The organism is Lysobacter yananisis (assembly GCF_031199375.1).
Lineage (GTDB): Bacteria > Pseudomonadota > Gammaproteobacteria > Xanthomonadales > Xanthomonadaceae > Lysobacter > Lysobacter yananisis.
The window spans coordinates 1,181,731-1,204,860 of record NZ_CP133568.1 but is presented as its reverse complement, the minus strand read 5'-3'; the positions used below and the strand labels follow the sequence as shown (position 1 = coordinate 1,204,860).

The window sequence follows — 23,130 nt, the reverse complement described above, 5'->3', positions numbered from 1 at the left end:
CGCGGCCGCATCCAACGGACTCGTTTTCGTTGGAGAGCCCCGTGGTCCATTCGTTCCGCCTGCGCTGGCTCGTCGTCGGCGCGCTCTTCGCCGCGATGGGCGCGGCCGCCGATCCTCGCGCCACGCCGCCGGCGGACGGGCCCGCGCGCACCATCGAGTTCCGCGACGGCCGCTGGTTCGACGGCGAGGGCTTTCGCGCCGGCACTTGGTACTCGGTCGACGGCGCGCTGACCCGCACGCGGCCGGCGCGGGTGGACCGGGTGGTCGATCTCGACGGCGGCTACGCCACCCCGCCGCTGGCCGAGGGCCACAACCACGATCTGCAGAACGCCTGGGGCGCGCGCCGCTTCCGCGAGCGCTATGTCGAAGGCGGCGTGCAGTACGCGGCGATGCTGTGCGGCGATCCGGGCGGCACCGCCGAGGCGAAGCAGGCGCTCGGCGCGGACGCGCCGCTGGACGTGCTTTACGCCAGCGCCTGCATTTCCAGTTCCGACGGCCATCCGCTGGCGATGGCGCGGCGCGATCCTGACGGCAGCCTGCGCCCGGTCGAAGACGTGCACGACCACGACTACCTGGTGATGGACTCGCGCGACGACATCGAGCGCAAGTGGCCGCGGGTGCGCGCGGCGCGGCCGGACCTGATCAAGGCCGTGCTGGTCCACAGCGAGCGACCCGAGCGCCGCGGCGACGCGCGCTACTTCGGCATGAACGGCCTGCGTCCGGAGTTGCTGGCGCCGCTGGTCGAGCGCGCCCATGCCGACGGCCTGCGCGTGGTCGCGCACGTCGAGTCGGCCGCCGATTTCCGCGTCGCGGTCGAGGCCGGCGTGGACATGATCGGGCATCTGCCGGGCTATCAGATCTGGGAAGGCCGCGGCGAAGCCGATTACCGCCTCGACGATGCCTCCATCGCCCTGGCCGCGCGGCGCGGAATCGCGCTGATCGCCACCGCCGGCGCCGCGCAGCTGGTCGCCGGCGATGATGCCGGCAAACTCGAACGCGTGCGCGCGCTGCAGCGCGACAACCTGCGCCGCCTGCTCGCCGCCGGCGTGCCGCTGGCGTTGGGCAGCGACCGCTTCGACGCGACCGTGCGCGCGGAGATCGAGTACCTGTCCGCGCTGAAGCTGATGCCGCCGGCGCGGCTGTGGCGCGCCGCGGTGGAGTACACGCCGTCGCTGCTGTTCCCGCAGCGACGGATCGGCCGCATCGCCGAAGGCTTCGAGGCGAACTTTATCGTCCTCGATGCGGACCCGCTGCGCGCGCCGCAGGCGCTCGACCGCATCCGCTTGAAAGTACGGCGCGGCGCGCTCTACTGAGCCGGCCCGCACTGGCGGAGCGCGGCCCGGGCGTGCCTATACTCGCCGCACTGTTCAGCCGATGGGGAGATCGGTGCCGATGATGCGACACAAGAATTCGAAGGCGCCGCGCGCGGCGCGGACCGGACTGGCGCTGGCTTGTGCGGCGCTGACGCTGGCTTCGCCGGCGCTGGCGCAGCAGGCGCCGGACACGCTGGTGGTCACCGCGGCGCGGCTGTTCGACGCGAGCAACGGCCGCTTGATCGAGAACCCGCAGATCGTGATCCATGACGGCCGCATCAGCGCGGTCGGCCGCGCCGGCGACGCCGCGCCCGAGGGCGCGCGCCGCCTCGACCTGCCCGGCATGACCGTGCTGCCGGGCCTGATCGACATGCACGTGCACCTGGATTCGGACCCGAGTTACGGCGGCTACACCGGCCTGCAGTTCAACGACCGCTTCTGGTCGGTGCTGGCGGTCAAGCATGCGCAGCAGACCTTGCAGGCCGGCTTCACCACCGTGCGCAACGTCGGCGCCGACGCCTGGAACGACGTCGGCCTGCGCCAGGCCATCGACGAAGGCAAGCTGGCCGGCCCGCGCATCGTCACCGCCGCGTATTCCTTCGGCGCCACCGGCGGCCATTGCGACTCGACCTATTTCCCGCCGTCGATGGCGCAGAAGAACCCATACAACGCCGATTCGGCCGCCGAAGCGCGCAAGAGCGTGCGCGAGCTGCGCAAGTACGGCGCGCAGGTGATCAAGATCTGCGCCACCGGCGGCGTGTTCTCGCGCAACACCGAGCCCGGCCAGCAGCAGATGAGCTTCGAGGAAATGAAGGCGGTGGCCGACGAGGCGCACCAGTGGGGCCTGCGCGTGGCCGCGCACGCGCACGGCGCGGCCGGCATCCGCGACGCGATCCGCGCCGGCGTCGACACCATCGAGCACGCCAGCCTCATCGACGAGGAAGGCATCCGCCTGGCCAAGCAGCACGGCGCGTGGCTGTCGATGGACATCTTCAATACCGACTACACCCAGGCCGAGGGCAAGAAGAACGGCGTGCTCGAAGACAACCTGCGCAAGGACCGCGAAGTCGGCGACATCCAGCGCGAGAACTTCCGCCGCGCGCATGCGGCCGGAGTGAAGATGGTCTACGGCACCGACGCCGGCGTGTACCCGCACGGGCTCAACGGCAAGCAGTTCGCGGTGATGACGCGCTACGGCATGAGCCCGGCGCAGGCGATCCGCGCCGCCACCTTCGACGCGGCGCAGGCGCTGGGCCGCAAGGACGTGGGCCTGGTCGAGACCGGCCGCTGGGGCGACCTGATCGCGGTCGCCGGCGACCCGACCCAGGACGTGCGCCTGCTCGAGTCGGTGCCGGTGGTGATCAAGGGCGGCGAGGTGGTGAAGGACGCGCGCTGAGCGAGGGGCGGACGGTGCGTGCTGCCGGGAGGCTGCGTCTTTTCGCCAACCTCCGTCATTCCGGCGAAAGCCGGAACCCATTTTGATCGTGCCGGTGCCGGTGCCGGTGCCGTTGTCGTTGCTGTTGCTCGTGCTCGCCTTTGAGCCCGATGCAGTCGTCCCGCAGCCCCGGAGGGCGTGCGCATGGATGCGCACGCGCGCCATGGGGCAGGATGCCCCTTATGGCGCGGCCCCGCGCCTCTTTCGAGCCCTAGTGGCTCTTGATCCGAAAAAGATAAGGCCTTTTCTTTGGTTACTTTCTTTGTGGCTTAAGACAAAGAAAGTGACCCGGCCGCTTGCGGACGGAAGCTCTTGATGATCGCTTGTCGTCATAAGTACGCACACGCAAAGACGAACCCCACCGCGGCACGCCACCTGTAGGAGCGGCGCAAGCCGCGACCGCGCCACCGCAAGCACAGTGAAAGTTTCGTCGTAGTTGCATTGTCGCGGTCGCGGCTCGCGCCGCTCCTACAGTCGGATACGCAACCCCTCGCCCGTCATTCCGGCGAAAGCCGGAACCCATGTTGGCTTTGCTGCTGCTTTCGCCGTTATCGATGTGTCGCGCGACGAAAAGCCACCATCAAAAGCTTTCGTCCGCAAGCGGCCGAGCTACTTTCTTTTGTCAGCGCGACAAAAGAAAGTAGCCAAAGAAAAACGCTTATTTAAGGTCACAAGCCACTAGGTCCAGCACCCGACGCGGGGATGCGCCGTAAGGGGCATCCATGCCCCTACGGCGCACGCGCGCATCCATGCGCGCGCCCTCCGGGTCTGCAAGCATGCGCGGGAATTCAGGGGCAAGCACAATCGACGGCAACGGCAACGGCAACGGCAACGGCAACGGCTATGAATCGTACGCTCCCGCCAAGGCCGAAGCCACTCGCGACACGCGCACCGCCGCTGCACACCGCTCAGTCCGCCGCCTGCTCCAACTCCGCCCGCCCCGCCGCCTTGCGCGCGTACCGCTGCGCCAACTGCGCGCACACGATCAGCTGGATCTGGTGGAAGATCATCACCGGCAGCACGATCGCCCCGAGCGCGCCGGTCGCGAACAGGATCTTGGCCATCGGCACGCCCGTCGCCAGGCTCTTCTTCGAACCGCAGAACACGATGGCGATTTCGTCCTCGCGCGAAAAACCGAGCTTGCGCGCGGCGAACGTCGTCGCCGCCATCACCACCGCCAGCAGCAGCGCGCACACCGCGATCACGACATACAGCGCCAGCAGCGGCGTGCTCTGCCATAGGCCGCTGTTCATCGACACGGAGAACGCGGTGTAGACCACCAGCAGCACCGTGCCCTGGTCGGTGTAGCGCAGCACCGCGCGCTGGCGCTCGACCCAACCGCCGATCCAGCGCCGCAGCAGGTGGCCGGCCACGAACGGCACCAGCAACTGCAGCATGATCTTGCCGATCGCCTCGGTCGGGTCGGCCATGCCGCCGTGGGCGCCGGCCAGCGCGCTCAGCAACAGCGGGGTCAGGAGCACGCCGAGCAGGCTCGACGCCGAGGCGCTGCACACCGCCGCCGGCACGTTGCCGCCGGCCATCGAGGTGAAGGCGATCGAGGACTGCACGGTCGAGGGCAGGGTGCACAGGAACAGCAGCCCCAGGTACAGCTCGGGCGTCAGCAGGTGGCCGGACAGTGGCTTGAGCGCCAGGCCGAGCAGCGGGAACAGGATGAAGGTGCTGGCGAAGATCACCAGGTGCAGGCGCCAGTGCAGCATGCCGGCGAGGATCGCCTCGCGCGACAGGCGCGCGCCGTGCAGGAAGAACAGCGCGGCGATGGCGAGGTCGGTGAAGTCGTCCATCCACTGCGCGGGCGCGCCCTGCAGCGGGAATTTCCAGGCCAGCGCGACCGTGGCCAGCAGGGCCAGGGTGAAGGTGTCCACGCGCAGTCGCTTGAGCCAGCTCATCGAGGTCCTCGTGGTGCGGGAATCGTGGCTGCGGCCATTGTGGACGCTGCGCTCGGCGCCGGCCATGCGCGACGTGGCGGATGCGGCCGGGCCTCCAGGCGCGCTGTCGCGGGCGGCCCATCAAGCCCGATGCCCCTTCGTTCCGGGCCGTGGCGCTCGATCTGTGAGAAGGCCCTCAGGCCCGATGCCCCTTCCTTCCAGGCCACAGCGCCAGCTCTGTGGGAGGGCCTTCAGGCCCGACGCTTTTGTTTCAGGCCGCAGCGATCGGGCACAAAAGCATCGGGCCTGAAGGCCCTCCCACCCGAAGCGGGCGCTGCCGTCAGCCGCTCAGCAGGGCCGCACGCGCTCGGCGATCTCCGCCGCGCTGTCGGGGGTGACGTACCACTTGCCCGGCTCTTCGTACTCGAAGTCGATCGCCACTTCGGCCGCTTCGCGGTTGATGCGGATGATGCACACCCGCCACGGCGCCTTGCCCTGCACCTGGGTGACCCGGCGCAGTTCTTCCAGGCGGTTCTCGACCTGCACGCCCGACGGGGTCAGCGGCTCGCCGGCCTGGCCCTTGTCGTAGCGGAAGCCGTTGAGCCGGCTGATGCCGTCGCCGTACCAGGCGATCAACGCGTAGCCGTCCCAGGGGCGCTCGCCGGCCTTGGGATCGGTGACGATCAGGCGCGCGATCTCGCCGAGCAATTCGTCTCTGTTCATGTCGTGCTTGAGGTCCTTGCGGTCAGCTGGCCGCGATCAGGCCGTCCATCTCGCCCGTGTCGATGCGGTCGTAGCTCTGGCCGGCGCGGTTGTCGAAGCTCACGCGCTGATCGTAAACCCTGTGGCCGTCGGCCGGGTCCAGGACCTCATAGGAAATGCGAACCCGGTCCGGTCGGTCGGCTTCGCGCGGGCTCAGGTCGATGCTGACGCGCACGTCCATGCCCTTGTCGATCCACGCCGCCCATTCGTTCTCCAGGGTCTTGTAGGCGCCCATGTTGAAGTTGCCGTTCTGCGGGAACAGGTTCTTCAAGCCCTGATCGGTGACGAAGCGGTGGCCGAGCAGGTGGCCGCCCTGGTCGCCGTCGACGCCGCGGTCGGCGGCCGTGCGCTGGGCGGCGGTCTCCGCGTCGCTGCGGTCGATCTCGCTGAACACGGTGCGCAGGGTGCCCTCGGCGTGCAGCGGGCGGCCCTGGTCGTCGACGGTCCAGGTGGCGTCGTTGATCTCGCCGCCGTCGGGGTTGGTCACGCTGGCGGAGACCTCGCGGGTCTGGCCCGGCTCGGCGCGATCGACCGGCGCGTCGTCGGCCGACAGGCCCAGCGCGCGTTGGATCCCGTCGACGAAGCGCGCGACCGGCCCGTCTTCGCGCGGCAACGCCGCGTAGGCCTCGCGCAGTTCCGGCCCGCCGCGACGTTCGACCGCTTCGGCGATGGTGTCGCGGCCGAACGCGGATTCGAGCTTGCGCAACTGCGGCGCGTCGAGCTTGCCGGCCAGTTCGTTGGCCAGCGATTCGCGCTCGGCCAGCGGCAGCGCGGCGACCTCGTCGCCCAACGCCTGCACGCCGTCGCGGTCGAGCGCATCGACCTGGGCGCGCGCCAGCGGCGCGGGTGCGTCGCGCAACGCCTGCGGCAGCGCCGCGGGCGGCGGCAACGGCGCCGGGCGGGCGGGGAGGCCGGCGTGGATCGGGTCGCTCATGACGTGCCTGTTCGCTGCGCTGGATGCACAACACGTTAGCCAGAAATGCGCCCGGTCCCCAGTGGGGAAAACCCCAGAGAATTGTTTCGCTTCAATGACTTCCGGCGGCCGGACTAGGGTTGTCCCCAGCCTCGCGCCACCGGCCCCGGGCGGCGGCCGTCAGTCCTGCCCGACCTTCGATTCCGGCGCGATCAGATGCTGCCGCCAGAACTGCATCATCGCCGCGCCGAAGTAATCCGAGTTGGCCTTCTTGTGGAAGCCGTGGCCCTCGTCGTCGAACATCAGGAACCACACCGGCTGGCCGTTGGCGCGCACCGCCTTCACGATCTGCTCGGCCTCGGTGTAGGGCACGCGCGGATCGTTCTTGCCCTGCGCGACGAACAGCGGCGAGCGGATCTTGCCGGCGTTCTTCAACGGCGAGATGCGGTCGAACACCGCCTTCATCGCCGGAATGCGTTCGTCGCCGTACTCGGCGCGGCGCAGGTCGCGGCGATAGCTTTCGGTGTTGTTGAGGAAGGTGCTGAAGTCGGAGATGCCGACCACGTCGACGCCGGCGCGGATACGGTCGCTGTAGTGCATCAGCGAGGCCAGCACCATGTAGCCGCCGTAGCTGCCGCCGTACACGCCGACGCGGCTGGCGTCGAGCTCGGGCTGCTTGCCGATCCAGTCCAGCAGCGCGCCGATGTCCTTGACCGAATCCTCGCGCTTCTCCGCGTTGTCCAGGCCCAGATAGGTGCGGCCGTAACCGGCCGAGCCGCGCACGTTCGGCACCAGCACCGCCACGCCGAGCTCGTTGGCGAGGAACTGCGCGGTGGGATTGAAGGTCGGCTGCGATTGCGCCTCGGGGCCGCCGTGGATCTGGATCACCACCGGCATCGCGATCTTGCGTGGGCCGCCGGCGGGCCGGTAGTAGAACGCCGGGATCGTGCGCGGCTTGCCGTCGACCTTGTCGAAGGTGGGATAGCGCACCAGCGTCGGCGCGACGAACTTCGACGAATCCAGGCCGCCGACTTCGCTGCGGGTCCAGCGGGTCAGCCGGCGCGGTTCCAGATCGATCACGTAGACGTCGCTGGGCGAGGTCGACGAATTGATCGACAGGGCGACGCGCTTGCCGTCGGGCGAGAACGCGGCGCGGCCGATCGCCCCGACCGGCAACTCCGGCAGCGCGATCTCTTCGTGCCCCGGCAACGACAACACGTGCAGCTTGCCGATGCCGTCCTCGTTGCTGACGTAGAGCAGGCGCGCGCCGTCGTCGGACAATTCGATCTGATCGACGTCCCAGGGAATCTTCGCGCTGAGCACGTCGAACTTGCCGCTGGCCGGCTCGTGCCGGCGCAGGGTGCGGAACTCCTGCGGCTTGCCGCCGACGATCTCGTCGGACACGTAATACACCGCGCGGCCGTCGCGCGAGAAGCGGAAGTCGCTGATCGAAGCCTTGCCGCCGTCGACCGGGAACAAGGTCAGCTTGCCGCTGGCCAGATCGACCAGGCCCGGATACGACTCGCTGGCCGAAACGTACTTGAGCACCAGCAACTGCTTGCCGTCGGGCGAGAAATCCTGCGCGCTCCACTGGCCGCCCTCGGTCACCACCGTGCGCGCCTTGCCGTTGGGGAAGTCCGTCACCCACACGTCGGTGTCGCGGCCGTTGCGCAGCGTGCTGCTGTACGCGAGCTGCTTGCCGTCGTGGGCGAACAGCGGCGCCTGGTTGCGCGACTTGCCGTCGGTCAGCAGGCGGGTCTGGCGCGTGGCCAGGTCGAACCAGTGCAGCTGCCAGAACTCGTTGCCGCCGACGTCCTTGCCGAACACGAAGCCGTCGGCGGCGCCCGGCGCGACGGTCAGGCTGTTGACCGGCTCGGGATAGAAGGTGAGTTGCTCGCGCATGCCCAGCGGCGCGCACACGCGGTGGGCCTGGGCGGTCTCGGCGAAGCGGGTGGAGACCAGCACGCAGCCGTCGCGGGTCCAGCCGGCGAAGCTGGCGCCGCGGGTGTTCTGGTAGCGGTTGAGGTCTTCGATCAGCTGCGCCGGCAGCGACGGGACGTTTTCGCTGGTGCGGTTGCCCTGGTGCAGGCGTTCGACCGCGCCCGGCTGCGCCTGCGCGGCGCCGGCGCAGGCCAGCGCCAGCAAGGTGGTGGTCAGGACTCGGCGCAACCGCATCGGCGTTCTCCCGGGAGGCCGCGCGGCGCGCGCGCAGGCAGGTGCGCGCCGCGGACGCGGCGCAGGAAGCCCGAGCTTAGCGCGCCGCAGCGGCCGCGATCCCTCCCGAAAGTCACGCAGCGCGCCGGCCGCCGTTACGCCTAGAGTGCGTTGTCTGCAATCGTGCCCGATCGCACGACGGCTCGAACGGTCGGTCGAACGATCGGGTCGGCGGGCGCCGTCGCCTTCGTTGGTACCGTCCCGCCGTCGCGGCAGCGGCCGTGCGGATGCCTGTGCGCCGCGACGTTTGCGGCGCGGCGCGCGGGCGCCCGTTTTCGAATCCGGCTACGCGCCGCGCGCGTCGCCGCAGCCATATCGCCATGAAGGGGGAATCGCAATGACCGATCGCAGGAGTTTTCTGATCCAGACCGCACTGGCCGGCGCCGGCGCGCTCGTCGCCGGCGCCGCCGGCCCGCTGCGCGCGGCCACGGCCGCCGCCGAACCGCGCTGGGCGCCGTTCGCCGAGGCCATGGTGGTCGACGCCTGCGGCTTCCTCGGCGACGACGAGGCCAAGGTCGGCGACCCGCTGACGCCCAGGCTCATCGCCGACGCGCGCGCCAGCGGCCTGCGCGTGCTGCAGACCACGGTCGGCCCGGTCGCCCAGTACGAGGGCGCGTTCGAAGCCACCGTGCGCGACATCGCCGCGTGGGAGGACGAGATCGCGCGCCGTCCAGACGTGTTCCTGGCGGTGCGCAGCGGCGCCGACCTGGAGCGCGCGCGGCGCGAGAAGAAGCTTGGCGTGGTCTACCAGTTCCAGGACAGCGCGCCGATCGGCGAGAAACTCGAACGCATCGACGATTACCACCGGCTCGGCCTGCGCACGGTGCAGCTGACCTACAACGTGCGCAACCTCGCCGGCGACGGCTGCCTGGAGCCCGGCGACGCCGGCCTGAGCAAATTCGGCCACAGCCTCATCGAGCGGCTCAACCAGCGCCGGATCCTGGTCGACCTGGCCCACAGCGGCCGCCGCACCGCGCTGGAAGCGATCGCCGCGTCGAAGTCGCCAGTGCTGATCAGCCACACCGGCTGCGCGGCCCTGGTCGAGCGCCCGCGCAACAAGACCGACGCCGAACTGCGCGCCTGCGCGCAGCGCGGCGGCGTGATCGGCATCTACCTGATGCCGTTCCTGCGCGAGACCGGACAACCCGGCGCGGCCGACGTGATCCGTCACCTCGAACACGCGATCCAGGTCTGCGGCGAGGACCATGTCGGCATCGGCACCGACAATCTGGTTTCGGCGGTGAAGCTGACCGAGGCCTACAAGCGCGACCACGCCGAATCGATCCGCGAACGGCGCAAGCTCGGCATCTCCGCGCCGGGCGAGGCCGAGGACGTCTACCTCTACGTCGAAGGCCTCAACGCCCCGAGCCGGTTCGAGACCCTGGCGGCGCTGCTGTCGGCGCGCGGCCACAGCGATGCGCGGATCGGCAAGATCCTCGGCGGCAATTTCGCCCGGGTCATGGCCGAGGTGTGGGGGTGATTCGCGCTGTGGCTACAGGCGGCGGCCGCAGCATGAAGCCCGACCTGTAGGAGCTGTGCAAGCTGCGACCGCGGGGTAGCCGTTTGCGTCGCAAGCGAGGTGTCGCGGTCGCGGCTCGCGCCGCTCCTACAAGTGGCGGCCTTAGCCCGAAGTTCGACTGTAGGAGCTGGGCAAGCTGCGACCGCGGGGTAGCCGTTCGCGTCGCAAGCGCAGTGTCGCGGTCGCGGCTCGCGCCGCTCCTACAAGAAGCGGCCGCAGCACGAAGCGCGACCTGCGCGCGCCCGCTAGGTCGCCGCGCGCAGTTGCAGCAGCGCCAGCAACTCGCGCTTCTGCTCGTCGCCCAGTCCGAACTCGCGCTGCAGCGCCTGCAGTTCCTCCAGCCGCTGCACCACGGTCTGCTTTTCCAACTGCCCGACCGCGTCGAGGAATTCGCGCTGCAGGTAGTCCTCGTTGCCGGGCAGACTCTGGCTGGCGAGCTTCTGCAGCGCGCCGATCTGGTCGTGTTCGGCGAAATGCTCCAGCAGCGCGCCGGTGGTGATTTCCGGCCGCGTCTGCACCACTTTGACGATCGCCGCCAGCAGGTCCACACCCGGCTGGTTGAGCCCTTCGAAGGTGTACTTCGGCGGCTCGGAGCCGGCCAGCGGCTGCAGTGCGGCGGCCAACGACGGCTTCTGCAACAGCAGCGCGATCGCGCTGCGCACCAGCGAGCGCTTGGGCGTCGCAGCCGGCCGCTGCGCCGCGCTCGCGCGCTGCGCCGGCACGTGGGTCTGCGCCGACGCCGCGCGCGCGCCGACGCCGGTCAGCTCGGTCAGGCGCTGCTTCATCAGATCGGCGAAGGCGCCTTCGGGAATCTGCGCCAGCAGCGGCTTGGCGCGTTCGGCCAGGCGGCCCTTGCCTTCGAGCGTGTGCAGGTTGACGTCGGCGGCGAGGCTGTCGAACAGGAACTGCGATAGCGGCATCGCCTCCTGCAAGCGGCGGCCGAAGCCGTCCGCGCCTTCGCTGCGCACCAGCGTGTCCGGGTCCTCGCCCTCGGGCAGGAACAGGAAGAACGCCTGGCGCCCATCCTTCATCCGCGGCAGCACCGATTCCACCGCCTTCCACGCTGCGCCGCGCCCAGCGCGGTCGCCGTCGAAGCAGAAGTAGACGTCGGCAGCGTTGCGGAACAGCAGCTCGGCGTGGTCGGGCGTGGTCGCGGTGCCGAGCGTGGCCACCGCGGTGTCGACGCCGTGCTGGAACAGCGCGATCACGTCCATGTAGCCCTCGACCACGACCAGTCGCGGGATCTTGTTGTGGGTCTGGCGCACCTGCCACAGCCCGTACAGCTCGCGGCCCTTGTGGAACAGCGGCGTTTCCGGCGAATTGAGGTACTTCGGCCCGTCGTCCTTGTCGAGCACGCGGCCGCCGAAGGCGATGACCCGGCCGCGGCGGTCGTGGATCGGGAACATCACCCGGTCGCGGAACTTGTCGTAGACGCGGCCGCTGTCGTTCTTCGACAGCAGGCCGGCGCGGTCGAGCAGCTTGAGCCGGCGCTCGTCGGTGCCGAGCGCGTCGCGCAGGCCGTTGAAGCCGTCGGGCGCGTAGCCGATGCCGAAGCGGTCGCGGATGTCGATGCTGACGCCGCGGTTGTCCAGGTAGCCCTGGGCCTTGCCGCTGGTCGCGTACTGGCGCAGGAAGAAACGCTGCGCCGCTTCCAGCGCGTGGACCAGGTCCTGGGTGTCGGAATTCTCGTTGCGCGCGCGGGTGTCGCGCGGCACTTCCACGCCCACGCGCTTGGCCAGCTCGTCGACCGCGTCGAGGAACTCGAGGCGGTCGTAGTTCATCAGGAAGCTGATCGCGGTGCCGTGCGCGCCGCAGCCGAAGCAGTGATAGAACTGCTTGGTCGGCGAGACCCAGAACGACGGCGAGCGCTCGTCGTGGAACGGGCAGCGCGCCGAGTATTCCTTGCCCTGGCGCTTCAACGGCACGCGCGCGCCGATCACCTCGACGATGTCGGTGCGGGCGAGGAGGTCGTCGATGAAGGCGTCGGGGATGCGGGCCATGCGTGAGCCGCCCGGTGGGGCGGCGCGGTCTCGAAACGGAGCGGCGACTAGGATGCCATGGGCGGGGCGCAACGGCCGCGACCGCGACGGGCGGTTGCGGCGCCGGCGCGGCTCAGCCCGCGTCCAGTCCCGCCGCCGCGCGTTCGTCGGCCAGCCGGCGCCGGACCCGCGCGTGCTCGTCGAGCATCGCGGTGATCAGTGCGCCGACCAGGAACACCACCGCGCAGTAGTACATCCACACCAGCATGACCACCAGCCCGCCGGCCGGCCCGTAGGCGGTGCCGAGGCTGGCCTGGCCGAGGTACAGGCCGATCGCGCTGCGCCCGAGCATGAACATGCCGGCGGTCAGGGCGCCGCCGAACAGCGCGCGCCGGCGCGTCACCGGCCGGTCCGGCAGCCAGCGGTACATCGCCGCGAACACCGCCGCGTACAGCAAGAACGAGAACCCCGCCGCGAACGCCGGCAGCAGGTCCGGCACGTAGGCGATCAGCAACTGCAGCGCCGCCTGCGCCGCCATCGACACCACCAGCAGGAAGCCCACGCTGATGACCATGCCGAACGAGAGCAGGCGCTTGCGCAGCCACACCGCCAGCCCGCCCAGGCGTTTGGCGTCGCTGCGGAACACCCGGTTGAGCGCGGCCTGCAACTGGCCGAACACGGCCGAGGCGCCGACCAGCAGCGCCAGCGTGCCCAGCATCGCCGCCATCGAGCCGGTGCCGGGCCGATGCTGGGCGTTGGCGACGATCAGCCGTGCGGTGTTCTCGACCTCGTTGCCGGCCAGCAGGCCCATCTGGCGGAAGAACTCCTCCTGCGCCGACGGATACAGCGCGGTGCTCAGCCACAGCACCATCAGCACGAGCGGCGCCAGCGACAGCAGGGTGTAGAACGACAGCGCCGCGGCCAGGGCGAGGATGTCGTAGTCGACGAAGCGCTGGACGAACTTGCCGGGCCAGCTCTGCTCCAGCCGCGCCTGCAGCGAGTGGACGCGCTGCATCGCGTCGTGGGCGAGCCCGGCTGCGGCCGAGCGCCCGCCGGCGTCGCCGGACGACGGCGGGCGCGGGGCCGGGGCCGGTTCGGCGGTTGCGATGGTCTCGCGCGCGTCCGCCTGCGCGTCGGAGTCCGGCACTGGGCGGCTGGCGCCCGCATCGGTGGAGCGGGGCAGGGCGTCGTCGGGGCGTCGGGGATCGGTCGAGGGCATGCGGCGAACGGAACCGGGCGGCGTCGCGTTCAGTATCCGACAAGCCGGTTAGGCGCGTGTTGGCATGGCGTTAGAGCGGGGCGGCGGGCCGGCCCGGTTTCGCCTGCGGTGCGGTATCGCGGTCGCGGCTCGTGCCGCTCCTGCAGTCGCAAGCGAAACCCGCCGCAGCTCCCTGTAGGAGCGGCGCGAGCCGCGATCGCTACCCCGCCGCGACCGCGCAACCCGCCGCGAGCCGTCGCGAGCCGTGTTTTCCGCGAACAAAAAAGCCGGCGCGACACGAGGCCACACCGGCTCAGCTTGTCTCGACACCAAAACCGACCGCCGCGCACGCGCGCGGCGCGGGGGCGATCAGCCCGCCAGGCGCTTCTTGGCCAGCGCCGAGACCTGGCCCATGTCGGCCTTGCCGCCGAGCTTGGCCTTGAGCGGGCCCATCAGCTTGCCCAGATCGGCCGGGCCGGTCGCGCCGACTTCGGCGATGGTCGCCTCCAGCACTTCGAGGATCTCGGCCTCGCCCATCTTGGCCGGCAGGTAGCGGTCGATCACCACCATCTCGTCGCGCTCGATCTGGGCGAGGTCGTCGCGCTGGGCGGCTTCGTACTGGGTCACCGAGTCGCGGCGCTGCTTGACCATCTTGTCGAGCACCGCGATCACGGCGTCGTCGTCGAGCTCGATGCGCTCGTCGACTTCCTTCTGCTTGATCGCGGCGTTGATCAGGCGGATCACGCCGAGGGAATGCTTGTCGCCGCTCTTCATCGCGGCCTTCATGTCTTCGGTGAGGCGTTGCTTGAGGCTCATGGGACGAATCCGGGAAGGGGGAAAGGGGAGGCAGGCGCGGGCCGGGCACCGGCTCCGGAAAAACCGGACCGGCTGCGCATTTCGGGCCGCTGTTCGCCGAACCGCAAACGCAACGAGCCGGCAGCGCACGAGGCGCAGCCGGCTCGAAGGTCGATCGATCCTCGCAGGCGCCGGCCGCGAAGCCGGTGCAGCGCGGAAAGCGCGATCAGTACAGGCGCTGACGCTTGGTCACATCGCGCGAAGCGCGACGGGCCTGGCGCTTCACCGCGGCAGCGGCCTTGCGCTTGCGTTCCTGCGTCGGCTTTTCGTAGAACTCGCGCTTGCGGGTCTCGGCCAGGACGCCGGCCTTCTCGCAGGTGCGCTTGAAGCGGCGCAGGGCAAACTCGAAAGGCTCGTTTTCGCGGACTTTGACGCTGGGCATACGTTTTCTCGTTAAGGGACCAGCCCGGGCAGGCCGGGAGAAGAGCCGCGCATTATAGCGGTGCTCGTACGGAAGGTGCAACATAGGCGGTATGAACGCGACATTCTCCCAGAAATCGGCCGCCGTGCCAGCCCCTGCAACCCTCCGCGCCGGTCGGGAAGGGCTGCGGCCATGAAGGTCCTGGGCATCGAAACCAGCTGCGACGAGACCGGGGTGGCCGTCTACGACACCGACGCCGGACTGCGCGCCCACGCCCTGTACAGCCAGATCGCCCTGCACGCCGAGTACGGCGGGGTGGTGCCCGAGCTGGCCAGCCGCGACCATGTGCGCAAGCTGCTGCCGCTGATCCGCCAGACCCTGGCCGAGGCCGGCCTGCGCACCGACGAACTCGACGGGGTGGCCTACACCGCCGGTCCCGGCCTGGTCGGCGCGCTGCTGGTCGGCGCCGGCGTCGCCCGCGCCCTGGCCTGGGCCCTGGACGTGCCGGCGATCGGCGTGCACCACATGGAAGGGCACCTGCTGGCGCCGCTGATGGAGGACGACCCGCTCGGCCGGCCCGAGCCGCCGTTCGTGGCCCTGCTGGTGTCCGGCGGGCATACCCAGCTGGTCGCGGTCGACCGCATCGGCCAGTACCGGCTGCTCGGCGAGACCCTCGACGACGCCGCCGGCGAGGCCTTCGACAAGACCGCCAAGCTGATGGGCCTGCCGTATCCGGGCGGCCCGCAGCTCGCGGCGCAGGCCGAACTCGGCACGCCCGGCCGGTTCAAGTTCGCCCGCCCGATGACCGACCGGCCGGGCCTGGACTTCAGCTTCAGCGGCCTCAAGACCCAGGTGCTGCTGGCCTGGCAGAACAGCGACAAGACCGAGCAGACCCGCGCCGACATCGCCCGCGCGTTCGAGGACGCGGTGGTCGACACGTTGGCGATCAAATGCGAGCGCGCGTTGGATGCGGCCGGCTGCGACACCCTGGTGGTGGCCGGCGGCGTCGGCGCCAACCAGCGCCTGCGCGCCAGGCTGGCGGCGATGGCCGCCAAGCGCGGCGGCCGGGTCGCGTTCCCGCGGCCGATGTTCTGCACCGACAACGGCGCGATGATCGCCTACGCCGGCGCGCTGCGCTTGCAGGCGGGGCAGCGCGCGGATGCGTCGGTGCGGGTGACGCCGCGGTGGGACATGGCGTTGCTGGACGCGGTCTGATCGCGGCGATGAGGCATTCGTCGTCCGCGTAGTGTCGCGGTCGCGGCTCGCGCGCTCCTACAAGAAGCCTGCGCGGGAGCGGCGCGAGCCGCTCCCGCGACAATGCGGCCACGACGTCTTCTTCTTTCCGTTTCCTCGGCGACAAGCCGCGCCGCACTCGGTTACATTGCGCCGCATCGCCGTCTGCCAGGCATCGCGCACACGCTCATGGACCACGTATTCATCGAAGGCCTGGAAATCGAGGCCGTCATCGGCATCTACGACTGGGAGCGCGAGATCCGCCAGCCGCTCGTGTTCGATCTGGAGATGGCTTTCGACAACGCCGTGCCGGCCGCCAGCGACGCGATCGAGCACACCCTCGACTACGCCGCGGTGTGCGCGCGCATCACCGCGTTCGTCGCCGATTCGCGCTTCGGCCTGGTCGAGACCCTGGCCGAGCGGGTCGCGGCGATCGTGATCGAGGAATTCGGCGTGCGCCGGGTCGCGCTCAAGCTGACCAAGCCCGGCGCGATCCGCAACGCGCGCGGCGTCGGCGTGCGCATCGTGCGCGAGGCCACGGCTCGGCCGTAACGAACGCCGGCGCGGCGACAGGCGTGGTCGCCTGCCGCGCCGATTCCTGCGGTCCCCTTCGCCGTTCCCGCCCCGCGCGCGGCGCGCATCGCCACTTGCGCGACGCCGGCGCAGCGCCGACGATGCGCGGTCATCCAGCCCTGGGGAGAGGCCGATGTTCGACAAGATCAAGCGCAGCTGGCGGTTGGCCAAGGCCAGCGCGTCGGTGCTCAATTCCGACCGCGAGCTGCTGGTGTTCCCGGTGATCTCGGCCGCCTGCGTGCTGGTGGTGCTGGGCACCTTCCTGGTCCCGGCGCTGGCGCTGGGCGTGTTCGAGGAAGGCTACAGCGTCGGCGCGGCGCTGTATGCGTTCGCGTTCTACTTCTGCCAGTACTTCGTGATCGTGTTCTGCAACTGCGCGCTGGTCAGCGCGGCGATGATCCGGCTGGAAGGCGGCGACCCGACCCTGCGCGACGGCCTGCGCGCGGCGACCGCGCGGATCGGCGCGATCGCCGGCTACGCGGCCATCGCCGCCACCGTCGGCATGCTGCTCAACGCGCTCAAGGACCGCGACAACAACATCATCGTGCGCCTGATCGGCGGCGCGCTCGGCGCGGCCTGGACCATGGCCACCTTCCTGGTGGTGCCGGTGCTGGTCGCCGAGGACGTCGGTCCGGTCGACGCGGTCAAGCGCTCGGTGGCGATGTTCAAGCGCACCTGGGGCGAAAGCGCGGCGGGCATGGTCGGCATCGGCCTGGCCTGCGGCATGGCGATGGTGGCGCTGGCGCTGGGCGGCTTCGGCCTGGCCTGGTTGCTGGGCCAGATGTCGTCGGCGCTGGCGGTGCTGATCGGCGCGCTCACGGTGCTGGCCCTGCTCGGGCTGGCGGTGTACCAGAGCGCGCTCGGCGGGGTGTACTCGGCCGCGCTGTATCGCTACGCCGCCGACGGCGAAGTGCCGGCGGGGTTCGAAGGTTTGTCGCTGGAGTCGGCGCGCGTTTGAGCGCAGCCGCTGCGCAAGACGACGAAGGCCGCGTGCGAGCGCGGCCTTCGTCGTTTGCGACGCCGGGCCGGCGTTCTCAGCCCAAGGCCTGCGACAGCTGCGGCCGTTCGCCGAAGCCGACCACGATGCGGCCGGCGTCGCCGGCGGCGTCCGGGTAGAACCACACCAGCACGCGCTCGCCGGCGCGCGGCAGCGCGCGCGGGTCGAAGTCGCCGATCTTGGCCACCCGGCGCTCGGCGCCGTCGTGGTCGTTGAAGCGCACCACCACGCGCACCCGCGACGGGTTGTAGACCTCGGTGCCGACGTGCTCGGTGTGGACCACGGTGCCGGCCACGCGCACGCCGTGGGCGAGCAGGTCGCGGATGCGCCGGCTGCGCTCGCGATAGCGGCGCAGGCACACCAGCGCGCCCAGCGCCAGCAGCAGCGCGATCAGCGCGCTTGCCGCGGGCAGCGAGCGCGGCGCATCGCCGAACAGCCACTGCGGCCAGCCGGCGGCCAGGCCGGTCAGCGCCGCCTGCGGATGCCAGGGCCAGGCGCGGGCGAGGGCGAAGCCGGCGGCGAGCGCGGCCGCGGCCAGGGCCAGACTGGCCTGCAGCGCCACCGCCAGGCCGAAGCGCGCGCCGAAGCCGGCGTTGACGAACACGCCGAAGATGATCCCGCCGAAGCCGCCGGCCAGCAGCGACCACAGCAGGGCCTGCAGCGGCGCGCCCGGAGCGATCGCGTCCGGCGGCTGGGCCAGCGCGCCGGCCAGGCTGTAGCCGCACAGGACCCAGCCGGTGGCGCAGGCCGCGCTCAGCAGCCACAGTCCCAGTGGCAAACGGTCCGGCGGCGGCAGCAGACGGCTGTGCGCGTTGGCGAGGGCGGGCTTGCTCATGCCATGGCTTCCTTGTCGGTCGAGAACCGAGGGGCCATGTTGCATTCGGCGGGTAAAGAAAGTGTGCGTTAAATCACAAATTTTCGTGGGCTGGCATGCCCGCTTGCAGTGGTAAATCGCGTTTTAGGCTGATCTTGGGCTGTTCAGCCGTGCCGAGACCGGCTTCGGCGCGGCGGCGCGCCGCCCCTGTTCAGGCGGTCGTCGCGCTCAGCGTCGGGCCAATCGCTCCTCGATCCCGGCGTCTTCCTCGCTGCCGAAGCCGACCACGATCCGGTCTTCGTCGCCCGGCGCTTCGCGCAGGAACCAGACCTGGATCGGGTCGCCCACGCGCGGCAGCCGGGCCGGATCGAACGGGCCGATCTTGGTGGCCCAGCGCCCGGTGCCGAGGCGGTCGCCGAAACCGGCGACGCGGCGACTATGCCGGCGGCCGCGCGGACCGCCGTGTGTGCGATCCGGCGAGCGGTCGCGCGACAGCGCCGCCCGGGTCCGCACACCCGCGCTGCTTTATCCTGATCGCCCGCTTCGCCACCGCCTCGCCCGTGACCGCTCTCGACCTGCCGCTTCCCGATCCCGACGCGCTTGCCCACACCGCGCGCCTGTCCCGCCTGATCCACGAACAGATCGCCGCCGCCGGCGGCGCGATCGCTTTCTCGCGCTTCATGGAGCTGGCGCTGTACGCGCCGGGCCTGGGCTACTACAGCGCCGGCGCCAGCAAGTTCGGCGGCGAAGGCGACTTCGTCACCGCGCCGGAACTGGGGCCAATCTTCGCCGCCTGCACGGCCCAGGCGCTGGCGCCGGCGCTGCAGCAGATCGGCCCGCAGGCGCGCCTGCTCGAACTCGGCGGCGGCACCGGCGCGTTCGCCGAAGTCGCGCTCAAGCGCATGCTCGAGCTGGACGCGTTGCCCGACCGCTACGCCATCCTCGAACCCAGCGCGCAGCTGCGCGAGCGCCAGCGCGAGCGGTTGATGCAGCGGCTGGCGCCGCCGTTGTTCGAACTGGTGGAGTGGCTCGACGGCCCGTTCGGCGACGAGTGGGAAGGCGTGGTGTTCGCCAACGAGGTGATCGACGCGCTGCCGACGCCGCGCTTCGGCATCCGCGACGGCGAAGTCTACGAGGAGCACGTGACCAGCGACGGCGAGCGCTTCGCGCGCGAGCTGCGCCCGGCCGACAGTTTCCTCGCCAACGCGGTGGGCCACATCGAACGCGGGCTGGAGCGGCGCTTCGCCGACGGCTATCGCTCCGAGGTGCTGCCGCAGCTGCCGTACTGGATCCAGGCCGTCTCCGGTGGATTGCGCCGCGGCGCGCTGCTGTTCGCCGACTACGGCTATGCGCGCGGCGAGTTCTACGCGCCCGAGCGCGACGACGGCACGCTGCGCGCCTACTACCGCCATCGCGTGCATGGCGAACCGCTGCTGTGGCCGGGCCTGCAGGACATCACCGCGTCGGTGGACTTCACCGCGCTGGCCGAAGCCGGCGTCGCCGCCGGTTTCGATCTCGCCGGTTATTGCTCGCAGGCCAGCTTCCTGCTCGGCAACGGCCTGGACGGCGTGCTCAAGCGGATCGAATCCATCGCCGACCCGGTCGAGAAGCAGCGCCGCCTCAACGAGGTGAAGAAGCTGACCTTGCCCAGCGAAATGGGCGAGCGTTTCCAGGTCATGGGCCTGCAGAAGGACGTGGAGCTGGGCGTGGCGTTCATGGTCGGCGACCTGAGCCATCGCCTGTGAGCGCGGCCAGGACCCTGCGCGAGTTCCGCCGCCCGGCGCTGTGGATCGCGCTGTGGCTGGCGATGATCGCGGCGGTGATCGCGACCTGCCTGATGCCGGCCCAGGACCTGCCGCCGGCGCCGTTCGATGCCTTCGACAAGGTCGAGCACTTCACCGCCTACCTGCTGCTGTCGTTGTACGCCGGCATGCTGTTCGCGCGGGTGCGCGCGCAGGCGCTGGCCGCGGCGGGACTGATCGCGCTCGGCATCGCGCTGGAGTTCGCCCAGGCCAACCTCACCGATTCGCGCAGCGGCGACGCCGCCGATGCCCTGGCCAACGGCCTGGGCGCGCTGGCCGGCTTGTGGTTGTCGCGCACGCCGGTCGCGTTGTGGCTGCAGCGGCTGGACCGCGCGCTGGCGCGAGGCTGAGGCGCCGGATCGCGACGTCCGCGATCCTCGTAGGTGCCGCCCTCGTAAGTGCCGCCGCGATCGCGTCGCGGCCATATCGCCGATGACGGCAACGCGCCGCTGCATGCGCGCATCGCTTGCGACCGGCACGCTTCATCGAATTCAGCGGCGCGCCGATGCCGTGCGCTTTCCGCGCTCGCGCGTGCCGCCGCGCACGCGATTCGGTGACGCCGAACGCATTCAGGTCTGAACGCCGCATTAGCCCGTTCGTCGTAGTAGGAAAACCGTCACAAAGGCAAAGTCGGCACAGTCACGCGGCGTATTGCGAAAAGGTTAAGAACCCGTGAGGCTCCAGCGCGGGCCACGGGCGCCCCTCACCTTCGCAAGGAACCGACTCATGTCTTCGACCCCGCATCGCCACCGACTGGCGCTGGCCGTAGCCGCCGCCATGGCCGCGACCGCCTTCGTTCCCGCCGCATTCGCGCAAGCGTCGGCGCCGCAAGCGCCCGCGTCGGGCACGCGCGAGGCGACCACGCTCGATGCGGTGCAGGTGACCGGTTCGCGCGCGCGCGGCCGCGCCGCCGAGGACACCGCGGCGCCGGTGGACGTGATCGGCAAGGAAGAACTGAACGCGACCGGCGCCACCGAGATCGGCCAGATCCTGCAGATGCTGGAGCCCTCGTTCAATTTCTCGCGCACCTTCGTCAGCGACGGCACCGACATCCTGCGCCCGGCCACGCTGCGCTCGCTCGGCCCCGATCAGGTGCTGGTGCTGGTCAACGGCAAGCGTCGCCACCAGCAGGCGCTGGTCAACGTGCAGCAGACCATCGGCCGCGGCTCGGCCGGCACCGACATCAACGCGATCCCGCTGTCGGCGATCGAGCGCATCGAAGTGCTGCGCGACGGCGCCGCCGCGCAGTACGGCTCGGACGCGATCTCCGGCGTCATCAACATCATCCTCAAGAAGCAGACCGAGGAAACCCAGCTGTCGCTGCAGGCCGGCCAGAACTACGCTGGCGACGGCGAGAACTACTCGGCCTCGGTCAACACCGGCGTCAAGCTCGGCAGCGACGGCTTCCTCAACCTGTCGTTCGAATACCGCGACCGCAGCGCGACCAACCGCGCCGGCCCCGACAGCCTGCGGGTGAATCCGCCGCGAGTGACCCAGCGCCTCGGCGACGCCGACGCGACCGACGCGTATTTCTGGTTCAACGGCGGCCTGCCGGTCGGCCGCGGCGAGCTGTACTGGTTCGGCGGCCTGTCCAAGCGCAAGGGCGATTCCTACGGCTTCTTCCGCAGCCCCGGCGACAACCGCACGGTGCCGGCGCTGTATCCCGACGGCTTCCTGCCGAACATCCGCACCAAGGTCGACGACACCTCGCTCGCGGTCGGCTACAAGGCGCCGATCAACGACAACTGGGATTGGGACGTGTCGATCAACCGCGGCCGCAGCAAGTTCGGCTTCGAGGAAGCCGACTCGGTCAACGTCAGCTGGTGGTACGAGCCCAAGCCCGGCGGCGGCATCTACGCCGAATCGCCGACCAGCGCCGACACCGGCACGCTGCAGTTCGACCAGACCACGTTCAACCTGGATTTCCGCGGCACGCTCAAGGGCTTCAACGACCGCCCGCTGTACCTGGGCACCGGCGTGGAATACCGCAAGGACGAGTACCAGATCCGCGCCGGCGCGCCGGTGACCTACACCTACGGCCGCACCAACAACCGCAACATCAACATCGTCGGCCAGGCCGGAGAGACCGCGCAGCCGGGCATGCAGGGCTTCCCGGGCTTCTCGCCGAACGAGGCGGTCGACGACGGCCGCCACAACTACGCCGCCTACGTCGATCTGGAAACCAACCTCAGCGATCGCTTCCTGCTCGGCGCGGCGGTGCGCTACGAGGACTACTCCGACTTTGGCCAGACCACCACCGGCAAGCTGTCGGCGCGCTTCGACGCCAGCGAGCAGTTCGCGCTTCGCGGCACGGTGTCCACCGGCTTCCGCGCGCCGGGCGTGCAGCAGCTGTTCTACAGCCAGCGCTCGACCAACCTCAACGCCGCTGGCGAGCTCACCGACACCCTCACCGCGCGCCAGGACAGCGCGGTGACGCGCGCGTTCGGCATCGAACCGCTGAAGGAAGAAACCTCCAAGAGCGGTTCGGTCGGTTTCGTGCTCAAGCCCAACGACCGCTTCTCGCTGACGATGGACGTGTTCCGCATCGACATCGACGACCGCATCATCTTCTCCAGCAACATCCAACCCGAATCGGTCGGCAACAACGGCCAGCCGTGCGCGCCGGGCAACGGCAACTGCCCGATCCGCGCGATCCTCGACCCGATCGGCGTCGGCCAGGTGCTGTTCTTCACCAACGCCATCGACACCCGCACCACCGGCGTGGACCTGGTCGCCAACCACAACACCGAGTTCGCCAGCGGCGCCAAGCTCAACCTGACCGCGCTGGTGCACTTCAACAAGACCGAGGTCAAGGACCGCCGCTCGCAGTCGGCGATCCTGCCGCCGAACGTGCTGTTCGACGACACCCAGGTGACCCTGATCGAGAAGGGCCAGCCGCGCCAGCACCACGTGCTGCAGGGCGTGTACGAGACCGGCCCGTGGGAACTGACCGCGCGCGCCAACTACTACGGCCCGGTCACCGGCGAGGGCTTCACCCCCGGGGTCAAGCAGACCTGGAGCGGCAAGTGGCTGGCCGACCTGTCGGTGCGCTACAAGTTCAGCGACCAGCTGGCGCTGACCGTCGGCGGCAACAACCTCTTCGACACGTATCCGGACAAGTGGGATCGGGTCCGCGGCGCGCCGTTCCCCGAAATGGGCTTCAAGTACGGCTGGGAAACCTTGCCGTTCGGCATGAACGGCGGCAGCTACTACGCGCGCCTGGACTACCGCTTCTGATCGTCGCAAGCGATCGCGCGAAGACGCCGCCCGGGTCCG

21 protein-coding genes are annotated in these 23,130 nt (G+C 70.2%); 11 read left to right on the top strand and 10 right to left on the bottom strand.

Features of this window, described 5'->3' with window-relative positions; all coding sequences use genetic code 11:
• Nucleotides 1-41 precede the first annotated feature (41 nt).
• Together RDV84_RS05130 and RDV84_RS05125 are read left to right on the top strand one after the other, a co-directional pair.
• Nucleotides 42-1,313, top strand: a complete 1,272-nt coding sequence (locus RDV84_RS05130) for an amidohydrolase family protein (protein WP_309152688.1) — start codon at nt 42-44, stop codon at nt 1,311-1,313.
• Between the two features lie 82 nt (nt 1,314-1,395).
• Nucleotides 1,396-2,709 carry a Xaa-Pro dipeptidase gene (locus RDV84_RS05125; RefSeq protein ID WP_309152687.1) on the top strand — a complete coding sequence of 438 codons (1,314 nt, stop codon included), beginning with the start codon at nt 1,396-1,398 and terminating at the stop codon, nt 2,707-2,709.
• Nucleotides 2,710-3,656: 947 nt separating this feature from the next.
• On the opposite strand, the gene RDV84_RS05120 is transcribed toward RDV84_RS05125, so the two are convergent.
• Nucleotides 3,657-4,655, bottom strand: coding sequence for a bile acid:sodium symporter family protein (locus RDV84_RS05120; RefSeq protein WP_309152686.1), 999 nt, complete (start codon nt 4,653-4,655; stop codon nt 3,657-3,659).
• 218 nt (nt 4,656-4,873) lie between these two features.
• Here RDV84_RS05120 and RDV84_RS25840 point away from each other — a divergent pair, with 218 nt between their 5' ends.
• On the top strand, nt 4,874-5,032 hold the full coding sequence (locus tag RDV84_RS25840) for a DUF6053 domain-containing protein (RefSeq protein WP_425606308.1): 159 nt from the start codon (nt 4,874-4,876) through the stop codon (nt 5,030-5,032).
• Here RDV84_RS25840 and RDV84_RS05115 read toward each other — a convergent pair.
• From RDV84_RS05115 to RDV84_RS05105, 3 genes are all read right to left on the bottom strand, one after another.
• Nucleotides 4,983-5,357, bottom strand: coding sequence for a hypothetical protein (locus RDV84_RS05115; RefSeq protein WP_123645736.1), 375 nt, complete (start codon nt 5,355-5,357; stop codon nt 4,983-4,985). The genes RDV84_RS25840 and RDV84_RS05115 overlap by 50 nt on opposite strands.
• 22 nt (nt 5,358-5,379) lie before the next feature.
• Nucleotides 5,380-6,330 carry a DNA/RNA non-specific endonuclease gene (locus tag RDV84_RS05110; RefSeq protein ID WP_309152685.1) on the bottom strand — a complete coding sequence of 317 codons (951 nt, stop codon included), beginning with the start codon at nt 6,328-6,330 and terminating at the stop codon, nt 5,380-5,382.
• A gap of 159 nt (nt 6,331-6,489) precedes the next feature.
• Entirely contained in the window at nt 6,490-8,484 is a 1,995-nt protein-coding gene (locus RDV84_RS05105) for a S9 family peptidase (protein ID WP_309152684.1), read from the bottom strand.
• A 376-nt stretch (nt 8,485-8,860) separates the two neighbouring features.
• Between RDV84_RS05105 and RDV84_RS05100 the strand changes: the two genes are divergently transcribed.
• A complete protein-coding gene (locus RDV84_RS05100) occupies nt 8,861-10,003 on the top strand; it encodes a dipeptidase (RefSeq protein WP_078998709.1) in 1,143 nt (380 codons plus the stop codon).
• Nucleotides 10,004-10,287: 284 nt separating this feature from the next.
• Here the strand turns inward: RDV84_RS05100 and dnaG are convergent, their stop codons facing one another.
• From dnaG to rpsU, 4 genes are all read right to left on the bottom strand, one after another.
• Nucleotides 10,288-12,042, bottom strand: a complete 1,755-nt coding sequence (gene dnaG / locus RDV84_RS05095) for a DNA primase (RefSeq protein WP_057945941.1) — start codon at nt 12,040-12,042, stop codon at nt 10,288-10,290.
• A 112-nt stretch (nt 12,043-12,154) separates the two neighbouring features.
• The gene (locus RDV84_RS05090; protein ID WP_057949900.1) at nt 12,155-13,036 is read right to left on the bottom strand and encodes a YihY/virulence factor BrkB family protein; all 882 of its coding nucleotides are present in this window, start codon (nt 13,034-13,036) and stop codon (nt 12,155-12,157) included.
• A 552-nt stretch (nt 13,037-13,588) separates the two neighbouring features.
• The gene (locus tag RDV84_RS05085; RefSeq protein ID WP_057945942.1) at nt 13,589-14,035 is read right to left on the bottom strand and encodes a GatB/YqeY domain-containing protein; all 447 of its coding nucleotides are present in this window, start codon (nt 14,033-14,035) and stop codon (nt 13,589-13,591) included.
• Between the two features lie 205 nt (nt 14,036-14,240).
• Nucleotides 14,241-14,456: a 30S ribosomal protein S21 gene (gene rpsU / locus RDV84_RS05080; protein ID WP_031371286.1), complete on the bottom strand. Its 216-nt coding sequence runs from the start codon at nt 14,454-14,456 to the stop codon at nt 14,241-14,243.
• A 171-nt stretch (nt 14,457-14,627) separates the two neighbouring features.
• Here rpsU and tsaD point away from each other — a divergent pair, with 171 nt between their 5' ends.
• The 3 genes from tsaD (at nt 14,628) to RDV84_RS05065 (ending at nt 17,199) form a co-directional block, all read left to right on the top strand.
• Nucleotides 14,628-15,650, top strand: coding sequence for a tRNA (adenosine(37)-N6)-threonylcarbamoyltransferase complex transferase subunit TsaD (gene tsaD, locus RDV84_RS05075; protein WP_057945943.1), 1,023 nt, complete (start codon nt 14,628-14,630; stop codon nt 15,648-15,650).
• 207 nt (nt 15,651-15,857) lie between these two features.
• On the top strand, nt 15,858-16,220 hold the full coding sequence (gene folB, locus RDV84_RS05070; RefSeq protein WP_309152682.1) for a dihydroneopterin aldolase: 363 nt from the start codon (nt 15,858-15,860) through the stop codon (nt 16,218-16,220).
• Between the two features lie 154 nt (nt 16,221-16,374).
• Nucleotides 16,375-17,199, top strand: a complete 825-nt coding sequence (locus RDV84_RS05065) for a DUF6159 family protein (protein ID WP_309152681.1) — start codon at nt 16,375-16,377, stop codon at nt 17,197-17,199.
• 76 nt (nt 17,200-17,275) lie between these two features.
• Here RDV84_RS05065 and RDV84_RS05060 read toward each other — a convergent pair whose 3' ends face one another.
• Nucleotides 17,276-18,073 carry a DUF3592 domain-containing protein gene (locus tag RDV84_RS05060; protein ID WP_309152680.1) on the bottom strand — a complete coding sequence of 266 codons (798 nt, stop codon included), beginning with the start codon at nt 18,071-18,073 and terminating at the stop codon, nt 17,276-17,278.
• Between the two features lie 207 nt (nt 18,074-18,280).
• On the bottom strand, nt 18,281-18,565 hold the full coding sequence (locus tag RDV84_RS05055; protein WP_309153781.1) for a hypothetical protein: 285 nt from the start codon (nt 18,563-18,565) through the stop codon (nt 18,281-18,283).
• 47 nt (nt 18,566-18,612) lie between these two features.
• On the opposite strand from RDV84_RS05055, the gene RDV84_RS05050 reads away from it, so the two are divergent.
• From RDV84_RS05050 to RDV84_RS05035, 4 genes are all read left to right on the top strand, one after another.
• Entirely contained in the window at nt 18,613-19,797 is a 1,185-nt protein-coding gene (locus RDV84_RS05050; protein WP_425606309.1) for a class I SAM-dependent methyltransferase, read from the top strand.
• Nucleotides 19,794-20,204, top strand: coding sequence for a VanZ family protein (locus RDV84_RS05045; RefSeq protein WP_057945949.1), 411 nt, complete (start codon nt 19,794-19,796; stop codon nt 20,202-20,204). The genes RDV84_RS05050 and RDV84_RS05045 overlap by 4 nt, the downstream gene beginning before the upstream one ends.
• 103 nt (nt 20,205-20,307) lie before the next feature.
• Complete coding sequence (locus tag RDV84_RS05040; RefSeq protein ID WP_284499518.1) at nt 20,308-20,433, top strand: hypothetical protein; 126 nt, start codon at nt 20,308-20,310, stop codon at nt 20,431-20,433.
• A gap of 147 nt (nt 20,434-20,580) precedes the next feature.
• Entirely contained in the window at nt 20,581-23,091 is a 2,511-nt protein-coding gene (locus RDV84_RS05035) for a TonB-dependent receptor plug domain-containing protein (protein WP_250448049.1), read from the top strand.
• Nucleotides 23,092-23,130: the final 39 nt, after the last annotated feature.